Genomic DNA, 13,341 nt, shown 5'->3' on the forward strand with positions numbered 1-13,341 from the left:
ACCCGTGCAGTGATTCAGCTCTCATCCGGGCGGCGCGGGAACGGGGCGATCACGAGTGACCGATGGATATCCCAAGTGGAGGTCAAGCAATGGTCAAGTCTCTCTTGTCGGTACGACGAGAGGCGCCCCGGTCCGCGGGTGCGGGAACACCTCGACCGGCTGCCGGTAGACCTCGCCGAGCAGCTCGCCCGTGAACACCCCGGCGGGCGGTCCCGCCACCGCGATCCGCCCGTCGTGCAGCACGGCGGCCCGGTCCGCGTACGCCGCGGCGAGACCCAGATCGTGCAGCACCACGACGACCGCGTCCCCGGCGGCGGCCCGCTCCCGGCAGATCCGCAGCACCAGTTCCTGGTGGCGCAGATCGAGCGCGGCCGTGGGCTCGTCGAGCAGCAGCAGCGGGGCGCGCTGCGCCAGCACCCTGGCCAGTGCGACCCGGGCCCGTTCACCGCCGGACAGGGCGGAGAAGGGCCGCGCGGCGAACTCGGTGACCTCGGTCGCCGCCATCGACGCGGCGACGGCGGGATCGTCCTCGTCCGCCCGCTCCGTTCCGGCCCACGGCGCCCGCCCCATCCGTACGACGTCCTCCACCGGGAACGGGAACGACAGTGCGGCGGACTGCGGCAGCACGGCCCGGCGCAGCGCCAGTTCGGCGGCCGACCAGTCGCCGACCGGGCGCCCGCCGATCCGGATCTCACCGCCGGCCGCGGGCAGATCGGCGGCCAGCGCCGCCAACAGGGTCGACTTGCCCGCCCCGTTGGGCCCCACCAGCGCCAGCACCTCGCCCGCGTGCGCGGTCAGATCGATGGAGTCGAGCACCGTCCGCTGCCCCAGCAGCACCCGCAGCCCGCGCGCCTCGGCGACGGGGGAGCCGGGGGAGACGGGAGCGGGCAGTCGCCGTCCCCGTGCCCGGAACGGATTCTTCAGGGCCTTCATGCCCAACCACCTTGCTTGCGACGGGTCCTGCGCAGCAGCCAGAAGAAGAACGGGCTGCCGAAGAGCGCGGTCAGCACACCGAGCGGCAGCTCGGCGGGATCGGCGACGGTACGGGCCGCGAGATCGCCCACCACCAGGACCAGGGCGCCGCCGAGCGCACTGCCGGGGACGAGGAAGCGGTGGCCTGGGCCGTTCGCCATCCGCAGCAGATGCGGCACCAGCAGCCCCACGAACGAGATGATCCCGGCGACCGCCACCGCGGCGGCGGTCAGCAGCGCCACGACGAGCACGAGCACGATCCGGAGCCGTTCGACATCGACCCCCAGATGCCGGGCGGGCCGCTCGCCGAGCGCGAGGAGGTCCAGCTTCCGGGCGTGGAACGGTGCGACGAGCAGCCCGAGCACCGCGCACGGCAGCACCGCGAGCACCTTGGGCCAGGTCGCCTGGGCCAGTGAGCCCAGCTGCCAGAAGGTGATCTGCGAGATCTGCGCGTTGTCGGCGAAGAAGATGAACAGCCCGATCAGCGCGCCCGCGAAGGCGTTGACCGCGATCCCGGTGAGGATCAGCGTCACCACCTCGGTCCGTCCGCCCGACCGCGACAGCGCGTACACCAGCAGCACGGTCGCGAGCCCGGCGGCGAACGCGCAGACGGTGACGGTCCAGTTGCCGAAGAAGTTCAGCCCGAGCGCGATCGAGGCGACCGCGCCGACCGCCGCACCGGAGGAGATCCCGATCACCCCGGGCTCGGCGAGCGGATTGCCGAACACCCCCTGCATCAGGGCGCCCGCGCAGCCCAGCGACGCCCCGACCAGCAGGGCCAGCACGACCCTCGGCAGCCGTACGTTCCACAGCACGCTCTCGCCGACCCGGTCCAGCGCGGCCCCGCCGAGACCGAGCCGGTGCTGGACCGAGCCGAGGACGTCGCCGAGCGGGATGCTGTACGCGCCGAGTCCGGCGGAGAGCAGGCAGCACACCAGGAGGGCGGCGAGCAGCCCGGCGGTCAGCGCGAAGGACGAGGAGCGCCGGGGCTTCGGTGCCATCGGCCCTTCCGGTGCCGTGGCGGCGTCGGCCCGGGTGCGTTCCGGGGAGGTGGTGGTCACTTGTCCGCCCCGTCCTCCGGGTAGAGCTGCGCGATCAGTTCGCTCAGCACCCGGTCCGTGCGCGGGCCGTAGTTCAGCAGCATCCCGTCGTCGATGGAGACGATCCGCCGGTCCATCCCGGCCGGAGTCTCGGCGACGCCCGGGATCTTCACGAGTCCGTCGACGCCGCCCACCGAGTCGAGCCCCTTGCTCATCACCAGGATGGCGTCGGGGGCGGCCTTGGCGAGTGCCTCGCTGGTGATGGCGGTGAAGTCCTTCGTCAGCCCGGACGCCTTGCCCGCGTCGACGGCTCCCGCCGCTTCCAGGAGCGAACTCGCGCCGGAATCCCGGCCGCCCAGCAGATACACCGAGGCCGAACCGCGCAGGTAGAGGAAGGCGACCCGGGGCTTCTCGTGCCCGTCCGCCGGGGCGGGCACGGGCTTCCGTACGGCGTCGATGCGCGACTGGGTGCGCGACTTCAGTTCGGCGCCCGAGTCCGGCACGCCCAGGACCGCCGCCACGGTGCCGATCCGGCGGCCGACGTCGGAGAGCTGCTGGGCCGGTTCGACGACGACGAGCGGGATGCCGGCATCCCGGATCTGGTCGATGGCCTCCGCCGGGCCGGTCGTGGTCTCGGCGAGCACGACGGTCGGCTTCAGCGACAGCACGCTCTCCGCCGAGACGTCATGGGCCCGGGTCACCACGGGGAGTTTCGCGGCCTGTTCGAAGGTGGCGGTGATGTCGCGGGCCACGACCCGCTTGCCGAGGCCGAGCGTGAAGACGATCTCGCTCAGACCGCCGGTCAGCGGAACGATCCGGTCCGTCGAGGCGACGGTGACCTCGGCGCCGTCCGCCGACTTCACCGTGACGGGCAGTTGTGGCTCCGGCGCGGTGGTGAGGGGTTCGACCCGGTCGGCGGCGGCCCCGGCAGCGGCGGCGGGCGCCTTCGTGTCCGTACCGTCGTCGCAGCCCGTCAGGACGAGGGCCACGCCGAGAGAGGCCGTCAGGGCGCCGAGCGGTCCTCGGCTCCCGGACCGCCCGCGCCCCGGCCGTCGGCCGCCCTGGCCCGGTGGGGCGAAGTCCTGCGAGAAGCGCACTGGGGCACCGTCCTGTCGTCGTGCGTGGGCAGTTGGTCATGGTTCGCGAGTGATGCGGTGGAAGGGGTACCTCCACGAGACGCGCATAGCTTAGGTTAGCCTTACCTCAGTTTCCAGACCTCGGAGGGGTTCCATGCTGCCGTCCAGACCTGCCCGCGCACTCGCCGTCACGCTCCTGACGGCGGTGCTGGGAGTCCTGCTCCCCGCCACCACCGCGCAGGCGGCGGGCCGTACGGTGCAGGGCGGCAGGCTGGACTGGGGCATCAAGTCCTCCTTCCAGAGCTATGTCACCGGCCCGATCGCGAACGGCAGTTGGAGCCTGACCGGCGGCGCCGCCACGGTCGGCGGCAGCCAGTTCCGCTTCCACTCCGCCACCGGTTCCTACGATCCGGCGACCGGCGCCTTCGGCTCGGCCTTCGCCGGCGGGGTCCACTTCCTCGGCCACCGGAAATCCGACGGCAGCCACGAACTGGACCTCACCATCAGCCGTCCCACCGTCCGCATCGCGGGCGGCGGCGGCACTCTGTACGCCGACATGGTCAGCAAGGACCGGGGGAGCGGCCGGGTGACCTCGGCCGCCCAGGTGCCGCTCGCGACGCTCGGCCTGTCCGGGATCGACATGAAGGGCGGTACCACCCCCATCGCCCTCCGCAACGTCCCGGCGACCCTGACCGCACAGGGCGCCAAGGCGTTCGCCGGCTACTACACGGCCGGGACCCCGCTCGACCCGGTCAGCCTCTCCGTGGACACCTCCGCCCCGGCCGGGAAGCCCGCCGCCTCCAAGTCCCCCGGGAAGAAGCCGGAGCCGAGGAAGACCGCGACGGCCGCCGGACGCTTCGAGGACGCCGCCGTCGACTGGGGTGTCCGCCGGACCTTCCGCGAGTACGTCACCGGCTCCATCGGCAAGGGGAAGTGGACCCTCGCCGGGGGCGCCCAGGACGGCGGGGCGCTCTTCCGCTTCCCGCGCGGCAAGGGCACGTACGACCCGGCGAAGCAGACCCTGGACGCCGAATTCGCGGGCAGCGTCCGGTTCACCGGCGCCGACGGGCTCGATCTGGAACTGTCCGCCGTCGCGGTCCGGGTGAAGGCGGGCAAGGGCACGCTCCTGGCCGACGTCCACGGCGACGGCGACCGGCGCAGGGCCGTCCCGCTCGTCACCTTCGCCGCGAAGGACTTCGCGCCGGAGGACGGTCTCGCCGTCCTCACCGAAGCCCCCGCCACCCTCACCGCCGACGGCGCCGAGGCGTTCGGCTCGCTCTACCGGGCGGGCACCGCGATGGACCCGGTCTCGCTGGCCGTCGCCGTCGATGCCGGGGCCGAACTGCCCGCCCTGCCCGACCTGGGCAGCGCCCCCGACCCGTCGTCCGAGTCGTCCGCCGCATCGACGGAGAAGGCCACCCCCGCCGCGGCTGCGGCAGCCGACTCCCGCACCGGCCTGTATCCGGTCCTCGGCGGCGCGGGCGTGCTCGCCGTCGCGGCGGGCGCGCTGTACCTCGCCCGTCGCCGCGGCACCCCGCGGAAGACCGACTAGACCCCCGTCCCCCCGTCCCACCCCCCCTGTTCCTGAGGAGACCAACGACCATGTCAGCCACCCGCCGCCCCATAGCCCTCACCGCCGCAGTCGCCACCGCCGCCGCCCTCGGCGCCACCGCGTTCGCCCTTCCGGCGCTCGCCGCCGACGGCCCCGCAGCCGGTGGAGCCGCCGCCGCGGCGCCGACGCTGGAGCTGAAGGACGGCACGCTCGAATGGGGCGTCAAGGAGTCCTTCCGCAAGTACCTCGCCTCGTCGTTCTCCGGCGGGAAGATCACCGTCGAGGACGGTGCCACCCAGGCGCCCGACAACGGCGTGTTCACCTTCGCCGGCGGCAAGGGCACGTACGACACCGCCACGCACGGCACCGACACGGCCTTCGGCGGCGGCGTCAACTTCTACGCCCACGGGGGCGTTCTCGACATCACGCTCTCCGACGTGAAGCTCGCCACGACCGGTACCGGCGGCGCGATCACCGTCGACGTCACGACTCCCCGGGGCACCCGCGACGACGTGAAGTTCGCGGCTCTCGACCTCTCGGCGGTGAAGCCGGGCCGGGGCGAGGGCGGCGCGATGGTCTTCAAGGACATCCCGGCGACGCTGACGAAGGCGGGCTCCGAGGCGTTCGACGGCCAGTACAAGGAGGGCGACGCGCTCGACCCGGCCACCCTCTCGGTGAAGGCGGTCACGCCCCCGACCACCGAGCCCACGGAGGAGCCGACCACCGAGCCGACCACCGAGCCGACCGGAAAGCCCACCACGAAGCCCACCACGAAGCCGACCGGGCCGACCACCGAGCCGACCGGAAAGCCCACCACGACCATGTCCCCCTCGGCCCCGGCCACCGACAAGCCGGCCGCCGCCGACCGGGGCGACGTCGTCGACGGCACCCTGGACTGGGGCGTCAAGAAGTCCTTCCGTACGTACGTCACGGGCCCGATCGCCCACGGCAAGGTCGAGACGACGGCCGGCGCCACCGCCTCCGGCGACGGCTACCGGTTCCCCGAGGCGACCGGCCACTTCGACGCCACGAAGCAGACCCTGAACGCCGAATTCCAGGGCAAGGTCCGCTTCCTGGGCCACGAGGAGAACGGCGCGTACACCCTCGACCTCTCCCTGACCGGCATGGAGATCCAGGTGAACGGCACGAAGGGCACCCTGATCGCGGACGTCTCCACCAAGGACCGCACGACCAAGAAGGTCTCCACGTACACCGGTCTGGCCGTCGCGGACCTGAAGGTGCCGAAGGGCCGACTCGCCGCCAAGAACGGCGTGGTGAACCTCTCAACCGTCCCGGCGACCCTCACCGCCGACGGCACCAAGGCCTTCGGCGGCATGTACCGGGCCGGCGAGCAGCTCGACGCGCTGACCGTCGCGGTCGCCCTCGACAAGGACGCCGAACTCCCGGGCGCCGCGGGCGGTTTCGGTTCCGCGGGCGGTTCCGGCTCGACGGGCGGCACCGCGACCGCCGGTGGCAGCGTGGGCGGCGGCTCCGCAGGCGGCTCCGTGGGCGGTTCGGTCGGTGGTTCGGTCGGCGGCGCGGGCTCCCTTGCCGCCACCGGCTCCGCACTCCCGGCGGGCGCCCTGTTCGCCGCCTCGGGCGTGGTCGTGGCGGCCGGCGCCGGAGTCGTGATCGCGGCCCGCCGCCGCCGTACCGCCTGACCCGTCCGCGTTCCACGACCGCACCGCCCGGGTGGACCGGCCGAACGGCCGCCACCCGGGCGGTGCTTGAATGCTGACGTGAGCGACAGCGACTTCGACGTACCCGCGGGCATCGACGTACTACGCGTGTTCTGCGGCCCCGACGGCCGGCACGGCAATGCCCTCGGCGTGGTGCGCGACGGCAGCGCCTACCCGGACCGGGCGTCCCGGCAGGCGCTGGCCGGGCGGCTCGGCTTCAGCGAGACGGTGTTCGTCGACGACCCCGAGCGCGGACACCTCGACATCTACACCCCGGGTCTCCGGCTCCCGTTCGCCGGGCATCCGCTCGTCGGCACGGCCTGGCTGCTCGACCTGGAGATCCTGGAGCTTCCGGTCGGGGAGGTATTCGCCCGTCAGGACGGCGAGTTCAGCTGGATCACCGCCCGCCCCGAGTGGGCACCCCCGCGCACGCTGGAGCGGTACGGGTCCGCCGCCGAGGTCGAGGCGCTGACCGGGCCGCCGCCGGGGGAGGGCTGGCTGTACGTGTGGGCCTGGGAGGACGAGGCGGCCGGCCGGGTCAGGGCGCGGGCGTTCCCCCGGCGCGACGACAACATCGTGGAGGACGAGGCGACGGGGGCGGCGGCGCTGCTGCTCAGCGCGGAGCTGGGGCGCGCCCTCAACATCACGCAAGGACGCGGCTCCCAGATCCTCACCGCTCCCGCGCCCGACGGCACGGTGGAGATCGGGGGCCGCGTGACACTCGCCGCCGTCCGCGCCCGGCAAGGCGCTACGCGCTGAGCGGGAACACCTCGCCCAGCTCCCGGAACACCGCCGTGTTCAGCGCGAACGCGCGCTTGCACTCGTCGACGATCCGCTGCTTCTCCAGGTCGTCCGCGTCCACCGCGTCCAGCAGCTCGCGGTAACCCCGCTTGAACGAGGCGGGGTTGGATATCTCCTCGAAGACGTAGAACCGGACCCCGTCGCCCTTGCGCGCGAAGCCCCAGGCCTTCTCCGCCTTGTCACGGATGATCTGGCCGCCGGAGAGGTCGCCGAGGTAGCGGGTGTAGTGGTGCGCGACATAACCGGCCGGCCAGCTGCGGGCGCACTCGGCGACCCGGGCGGCGTACGCGGCCGTGGCGGGCAGTGGCTCCACGCCTTCGCGCCAGTCCGCACCCCGCAGATGGGCCAGATCGCGCTCCAGCTCGGCGGTGCGCGTCAGCTCGGGCCGTATGAAGGGACCGGCGACCGGATCGCCGTGCAACGCCTGCGCCCCTTCCTCCAGCGCCCGGTACACGAACCACAGCTGCTCGGTGTAGCGCGTGTAGGCGTCCACTCCGAGCCGCCCGCCCAGCAGGTCGCTCATGAAGGTCGAGGTCTCCGCCTCGGTGTGCTGCTCGTGCGACGCGGTGCGGATGAGCGTCGAGAAGGGCGTGGTGGTGGCGGTTGCGTCCAAGGCGGGCCTCCGGGGACCGAGGGGGACGGGAAGTCCAGAAAGAGACGGAAATATCGGCAGCGACCGCGTACTGCGGCGGTGGCTGTCGACATCCCCGATCTTCCTACTTAGGCTTACCTAAGTCAATATCTTCCCGACGCTCTGTCGGTAAAAACGATACGCCTGGTTCCGCCTTCGCGGGGGGTACGCGAAAGCGGCCGCCCGGGGGCGGCCGCTTTCGGGGAGGAACTGTCCGGGGGACGGGGACGGGGGACTACGGGAGCGTCAGGATCTCGGCGCCCGTCTCCGTCACCACCAGCGTGTGCTCGAACTGCGCGGTGCGCTTGCGGTCCTTCGTCACCACGGTCCAGCCGTCGTCCCACATGTCGTAGTCGTGGCTGCCCAGCGTCAGCATCGGCTCGATGGTGAACGTCATTCCGGGCTGCATCACGGTGGTCGCGTGCGGGCTGTCGTAGTGCGGAATGATCAGGCCGGAGTGGAACGAGGAATTGATCCCGTGCCCGGTGAAGTCCCGCACCACCCCGTAGCCGAAGCGCTTGGCGTACGACTCGATGACCCGCCCGATCACATTGACCTGCCGCCCCGGCCGGACCGCCTTGATCGCCCGGTTCAGCGACTCCTCGGTGCGCTCCACGAGGAGCCGGGACTCCTCGTCCACGTCGCCGCAGAGATACGTGGCGTTGTTGTCGCCGTGCACACCGTCGATGTACGCCGTGACGTCGAGGTTCACGATGTCGCCGTCGCGCAGCACCGTGGAGTCCGGGATGCCGTGGCAGATCACCTCGTTGAGCGAGGTGCAGAGCGACTTGGGGAACCCGCGGTAGCCGAGCGTCGACGGGTACGCGCCGTGGTCGCACATGAACTCATGGGCGACCCGGTCGAGTTCGTCCGTCGTGACACCCGGGGCGATGTGCTTCGCGGCCTCCGCCATCGCCTGCGCGGCGATCCGGCCGGCGACGCGCATGCGCTCGACGGTGTCGGTGTCCTGGACCTCCGGACCGGTGTACGGGGTGGGGGCCGGCTTGCCCACGTATTCGGGGCGCCGGATCTTTCCGGGCACGGAGCGGATGGGAGTGATCTCCCCGGGTGCGAGCAGCGACTGGCCAGACATGTCAGCGAGTCTAACCAGCGCGCTTGGGGCAGCATGGCCCCGAGGGAAGGAGCCGCTGATGGCCCTGTTCAAGAAGCGCACGGTCGGCAAGCCGGGCGAGTGGTACTACTGCCTGGAGCATCACAAGGTCGAGGAGGGCCCCGAGTGCCCGGCCAAGGACCGTTTCGGGCCGTACACCTCCCGCGAGGAGGCACAGCACGCCATGGACACCGCCCGGGAGCGGAACCTGGAGTGGGAGAACGACCCCAAGTGGCATGACGGGGGCACGCCGCCCGATCCGGAGGCATGACCCGGGGGGCCGAGCCGGGCCCCCGCCCCGGGGGCCCGCTCCTCAGAGCCTGTCGGGTGACCTCCGACCGGGCGGACGCGGTCACCCGACAGGCTCTCAGGCGGCGGACGGGCTGGACTCCCTGGCTTCCCGCCTGCGCAGCGCGTCCTCGTCCGTCTCGGAGTCGTAGGTGAGCAGCTTCGGAAGCGCTGCCGTGAGCAGCGCGACCGAGGCCACGCACGCCACACCGCCGCTCCAGATCGCCGAGCGGGTCCCCGTCCAGCCCGCCATCGCACCGGCCCGCACCTGGCCCAGCTGCGGGCCGATGCTGTACGAGAGCACCTCGATGCCCGCCAGCCGGCCCCGCAGCTCCTCCGGGATGGTCTGGTTCCAGATCGTGGAGCGGCCGAGACCGCTGAGCATGTCGCCCGCGCCCGCCACCGCCAGGCAGACCAGCACCAGCCACACATTGCCGAACCATCCGGCCGCCGCGATGGCCAGCCCCCAGACTGCCGCCCCGAAGACCACGAACAGCCCGTGCCGCCGCACTCGGGACGTCCAGCCGCTGGTCAGCCCCAGCACCAGCGATCCGACCGAGTCCGCGGCGTACATCAGGCCCAGCGACCAGTCGGCGTGCAGGTCGTCCGCCAGGAACGGGAAGATCGCGTTCGGGAAGGCGAAGAACATCGCGGCCATGTCGACCGCGTACGTCCCCAGCAGCACCGGTCGGCTCCAGGCGTACTTCGCGCCCTCCACGATGCCGCGCAGCGACGGCTTCGCGTTGTCCCGGGCGGGCGGTGCGGGCGTCAGGCGCAGACACAGGAGCACGGAGACGGCGAACGTGGCCACCGTGACCGCGTACGCCGTGGCGTGCCCGGCGTAGGCCACCACCAGGCCCGCCACCGCGGGACCGGTGATCGCGCCGAACTGCCAGCGCAGCGAGTTCAGCGCGGCGGCCGCGGTCAGCTGCTCGTGCGGCACGATCCGGGCCATCAGGGAGTCCAGCGCGGGCCGCTGGAGCCCGGCGAGCGCGGAGACCCCGGCCGCGACCAGGTAGAGCGGCCAGAGCATCGGACCGGACAGCGCCGCGTTCCCCAGGAGCACCAGGGCGAGCACTCCCAGCCCCGCCTCGGTGGCCAGGATCACCTTGCGGCGGTCCGCGGAGTCCGCGAGCGCCCCGCCGTACAGACCGAAGACGACCAGCGGCACCAGCTCGACCGCGCCCATCACACCGACGGCCAGCGGCGAACCCGTCAGCTCCTTGATCTGGAGCGGCAGCGCGATCATCGCCATGAAGCTGCCGAAGTACGTCACCAGGCCCTGGACCCACAGCAGCCGGAAGTCGGCGGAGGAGCGCAGGGGCGAGAGATCGGGCAGCAGAGCGGCCAGCCGGGCGGCTGGGGACGGAGCAGTGGTCACGGGAGGCCATGCTCCGGCGCGGCAGGTGCCGCCGCAACGGAATTTCCGCGGCGGCCCCTCCTCCCGGCCGCCCGGCTCTCACCAGCGGGCGGGAGGAGGGGACGTCAGCTGATCGGCGAGCCGGGACAGCCGGTCCCGGAAGCCGCGGCGGCCACGCGGCGCGGGGGCGCTGTTCTCCCCGGCCGCCGCGCTCACCAGATGCTGCACGGTGTCCAGGTCGACGTCGTCGCCGCCGGTCACCGCGAGCGTCTCGTGGGCGAGCCCGCGCACCTCCGGGTCGCCGTCGTTCAGCGAGAGCACCGTGGCCCCCGCGCGCCGCGCGTCGTGCACCCGCTCCAGCAGCCCCGCGCCGGGCCGCTCCGGGGCCACCAGGAGCAGCGTCTCGCCCCGCCCGGCCGCCTCGATCCGGCCCAGACCGACGGTCAGATGCGCGGGGCCGCCCGGCTCCACCCGGTGGCGTACCAGGGTGGGGGCCAGCTCGGGCAGCCCGGACCAGGTGGACTCGTCGACCAGATGCGCGGCCAGATGCCAGGGTTCGTACGCCGCCGTCCCCACCAGCAGCAGACCGCCGCCGTGCGGGACGACGGACGACCTCAGCGCTCCGGCGAACCGCCGGGTGGCGGCGGGCCACTCGGTCCCGGCGAGCACTTCACGGAGCAGGGCGACGCGTACGGCATCCATGGCCCGGCATCATGCCCCAGGACCGTGCCCGGCACCGGGGAACGGCTCCGAACCAGTCGAACGTGGAACGAGGGGTGACACCGGGTCCCGCTCCGTGGCGGGCAGTAATGTCGGAGCCATGACTACGAATGGCAGTGACAGCGCGGCCAAGCCCCCCGCCAAGGACCCCTGGGACCTTCCCGACGTCTCCGGGCTGACCGTCGGGGTGCTCGGCGGCACCGGACCCCAGGGGCGCGGCCTGGCCTACCGGTTCGCCCGCGCCGGGCAGCAGGTGATCATCGGCTCCCGGGCCGCCGACCGCGCGCGGAGCGCCGCCGATGAGCTGGGGCACGGCGTCGAGGGCGCGGACAACGCGGAGTGCGCCCGCCGCAGCGACATCGTGATCGTCGCCGTGCCGTGGGACGGCCATGCCAAGACCCTGGAGTCGCTGCGGGACGAACTCGCGGGCAAGCTCGTCATCGACTGCGTCAACCCGCTCGGCTTCGACAAGAAGGGCGCCTACGCGCTGAAGCCCGAGGAGGGCAGCGCCGCCGAGCAGGCCGCCGCCCTGCTGCCGGAGTCCCGGGTCACCGCCGCCTTCCACCACCTCTCGGCGGTGCTGCTGCAGGACGAGGCCATCGAGGAGATCGACACCGATGTGCTGGTGCTGGGCGAGGCCCGCGCCGACACCGACCTCGTGCAGGCGCTGGCGGGCCGGATCCCCGGCATGCGCGGCATCTTCGCCGGGCGGCTGCGCAACGCGCACCAGGTGGAGTCGCTGGTCGCCAACCTGATCTCGGTCAACCGCCGCTACAAAGCGCACGCCGGGCTCCGTACCACCGACGTCTGAGCCGGACCGGCCACCACCGACGTCCGAGTCGGACCGGCCACCACTGCCGTCCGAGCCGGACCGGCCACCACCGCCGTCCGAGCCGGAGCCGCTCCCGGACCCACCCTGCGGCGAACGGAAAGGGGCATGGGGGACACTGGACGGGACCGTGCATCACCCCCGACAGGAGCCGCCCCCATGCCCCGACTCGCTCTCTACGCCATCACCGTCTGTGTCCTGGCCGTCGTCGCGGCCGTGATCTCGTTCGCCCAGGGCAGCCTGCTCGGGATCGTCTGGGTGCTGCTGGCCGGGCTCTCGTCCAACATGGCGTGGTTCTACCTGCGCCGGCAGCGCGCACAGACCGCCGAATGACGGCCGGTCCGCCGGGTCACGGGCCGACCGCGCAGACCGGATACTCCTCGTTCCAGTTCTCCCAGAACCGGTAGGCGGCGCGGCCGCACTCCGTCCCCAGGCCGTTCACGCCCAGCGAATCCAGCACACCGTGGACCAGGTCGAAGAAGACGTGGTTGACCTCCGGGATCCACAGCACGCCGAACACCGCGAGCAGCCCGAACTGCGCGAACGGCTCCACCTGGCGCCGGATCCGGTACGACAGCCAGGGCTCGATCACCCCGTACCCGTCCAGTCCGGGGACCGGCAGGAAGTTCAGGATCGCCGCGGTGACCTGGAGCAGGGCCAGGAACGCCAGCGCGTACCGGAACTCCCTCGGGACGCCGCCCAGCGCGTGCAGCCAGAACGGCGCCGTGCACACCAGCGCGAACAGCACATTCGTCAGCGGGCCCGCCGCCGAGATCAGGCTGTGCCTCCAGCGACCGCGGATCCGCCCCCGCTCGATGAAGACGGCGCCGCCCGGCAGACCGATACCGCCCATGATCACGAACAGCACCGGCAGCACGATGCTGAGCAGAGCGTGCGTGTAGGCGAGCGGATTGAGGCTGAGGTAGCCCTTCGCGCCGACCGAGAGGTCCCCGCTGTGCAGCGCGGTGCGGGCGTGCGCGTACTCGTGCAGGCAGAGCGAGACCACCCACGCCCCCGTGACGAAGACGAAGACCGCGAGGCCGTACGGATATCCGGTGCCCGTCCACACCGCCCATCCCGACACCGCCGTCACGGCGACGATCCCGAGGAAGACCGGGCTGATCCGCCGGTCGCTGCGGGCTGCTGCGGTGGTCATCGGCGAACTCCTGAGGGTGGCCGGAAGGGAACGGTACGGCGGGCGGCGAGCCCGACCGTACCGCCGACACGCCACAAACGTCTCGCGCCGGGGCGGTGGTTCCGTAAAGGGTGGGGGCATGACGAA

General features: G+C 72.5%; 14 protein-coding genes. 6 read left to right on the forward strand and 8 right to left on the reverse strand.

Translation table 11 applies throughout. The features are described from left to right. Positions 1-93: 93 nt before the first annotated feature. The 3 genes from OG520_RS28785 to OG520_RS28795 are packed head-to-tail and all read right to left on the reverse strand — an operon-like array spanning position 94 to position 3,109. Positions 94-933, reverse strand: a complete 840-nt coding sequence (locus OG520_RS28785) for a heme ABC transporter ATP-binding protein (RefSeq protein WP_406015118.1) — start codon at positions 931-933, stop codon at positions 94-96. Next, positions 930-1,973, reverse strand: a complete 1,044-nt coding sequence (locus OG520_RS28790) for an iron ABC transporter permease (protein WP_266425922.1) — start codon at positions 1,971-1,973, stop codon at positions 930-932. The genes OG520_RS28785 and OG520_RS28790 overlap by 4 nt, the downstream gene beginning before the upstream one ends. Positions 1,974-2,029: 56 nt before the next feature. Beyond that, the gene (locus OG520_RS28795) at positions 2,030-3,109 is read right to left on the reverse strand and encodes a hemin ABC transporter substrate-binding protein (protein WP_406015119.1); all 1,080 of its coding nucleotides are present in this window, start codon (positions 3,107-3,109) and stop codon (positions 2,030-2,032) included. A 133-nt stretch (positions 3,110-3,242) separates the two neighbouring features. On the opposite strand from OG520_RS28795, the gene OG520_RS28800 reads away from it, so the two are divergent. The 3 genes from OG520_RS28800 to OG520_RS28810 all read left to right on the forward strand — a co-directional run bounded on the left by OG520_RS28800 (position 3,243) and on the right by OG520_RS28810 (position 7,078). Next, positions 3,243-4,640, forward strand: coding sequence for an HtaA domain-containing protein (locus OG520_RS28800; protein ID WP_406015120.1), 1,398 nt, complete (start codon positions 3,243-3,245; stop codon positions 4,638-4,640). Positions 4,641-4,690: 50 nt separating this feature from the next. Then, positions 4,691-6,301, forward strand: a complete 1,611-nt coding sequence (locus OG520_RS28805) for an HtaA domain-containing protein (protein WP_406015121.1) — start codon at positions 4,691-4,693, stop codon at positions 6,299-6,301. Between the two features lie 78 nt (positions 6,302-6,379). After that, complete coding sequence (locus tag OG520_RS28810) at positions 6,380-7,078, forward strand: PhzF family phenazine biosynthesis protein (RefSeq protein WP_399326177.1); 699 nt, start codon at positions 6,380-6,382, stop codon at positions 7,076-7,078. On the opposite strand, the gene OG520_RS28815 is transcribed toward OG520_RS28810, so the two are convergent. Next, on the reverse strand, positions 7,068-7,733 hold the full coding sequence (locus OG520_RS28815; protein WP_406015122.1) for a heme oxygenase (biliverdin-producing): 666 nt from the start codon (positions 7,731-7,733) through the stop codon (positions 7,068-7,070). The two genes, OG520_RS28810 and OG520_RS28815, sit on opposite strands and share 11 nt — an antisense overlap. A 253-nt stretch (positions 7,734-7,986) precedes the next feature. Further along, positions 7,987-8,844, reverse strand: coding sequence for a type I methionyl aminopeptidase (gene map, locus OG520_RS28820; protein ID WP_399326173.1), 858 nt, complete (start codon positions 8,842-8,844; stop codon positions 7,987-7,989). A gap of 58 nt (positions 8,845-8,902) precedes the next feature. Between map and OG520_RS28825 the strand changes: the two genes are divergently transcribed. After that, complete coding sequence (locus tag OG520_RS28825) at positions 8,903-9,133, forward strand: hypothetical protein (RefSeq protein ID WP_266420007.1); 231 nt, start codon at positions 8,903-8,905, stop codon at positions 9,131-9,133. 96 nt (positions 9,134-9,229) lie between these two features. Here the strand turns inward: OG520_RS28825 and OG520_RS28830 are convergent, their stop codons facing one another. Next, the gene (locus OG520_RS28830) at positions 9,230-10,531 is read right to left on the reverse strand and encodes an MFS transporter (RefSeq protein ID WP_406015123.1); all 1,302 of its coding nucleotides are present in this window, start codon (positions 10,529-10,531) and stop codon (positions 9,230-9,232) included. Positions 10,532-10,609: 78 nt separating this feature from the next. Continuing rightward, a complete protein-coding gene (locus OG520_RS28835) occupies positions 10,610-11,212 on the reverse strand; it encodes a hypothetical protein (RefSeq protein WP_406015124.1) in 603 nt (200 codons plus the stop codon). Between the two features lie 118 nt (positions 11,213-11,330). Between OG520_RS28835 and npdG the strand changes: the two genes are divergently transcribed. Both npdG and OG520_RS28845 read left to right on the forward strand, forming a co-directional pair. Next, positions 11,331-12,041 carry an NADPH-dependent F420 reductase gene (gene npdG, locus OG520_RS28840; RefSeq protein ID WP_399326168.1) on the forward strand — a complete coding sequence of 237 codons (711 nt, stop codon included), beginning with the start codon at positions 11,331-11,333 and terminating at the stop codon, positions 12,039-12,041. Between the two features lie 177 nt (positions 12,042-12,218). Then, entirely contained in the window at positions 12,219-12,392 is a 174-nt protein-coding gene (locus tag OG520_RS28845; RefSeq protein WP_356481761.1) for a hypothetical protein, read from the forward strand. A 16-nt stretch (positions 12,393-12,408) separates the two neighbouring features. Here OG520_RS28845 and OG520_RS28850 read toward each other — a convergent pair whose 3' ends face one another. Beyond that, positions 12,409-13,215, reverse strand: coding sequence for a site-2 protease family protein (locus OG520_RS28850; protein WP_406015125.1), 807 nt, complete (start codon positions 13,213-13,215; stop codon positions 12,409-12,411). Positions 13,216-13,341: the final 126 nt, after the last annotated feature.

Source organism: Streptomyces sp. NBC_00984 (assembly GCF_045162475.1).
Classification (GTDB): domain Bacteria; phylum Actinomycetota; class Actinomycetes; order Streptomycetales; family Streptomycetaceae; genus Streptomyces.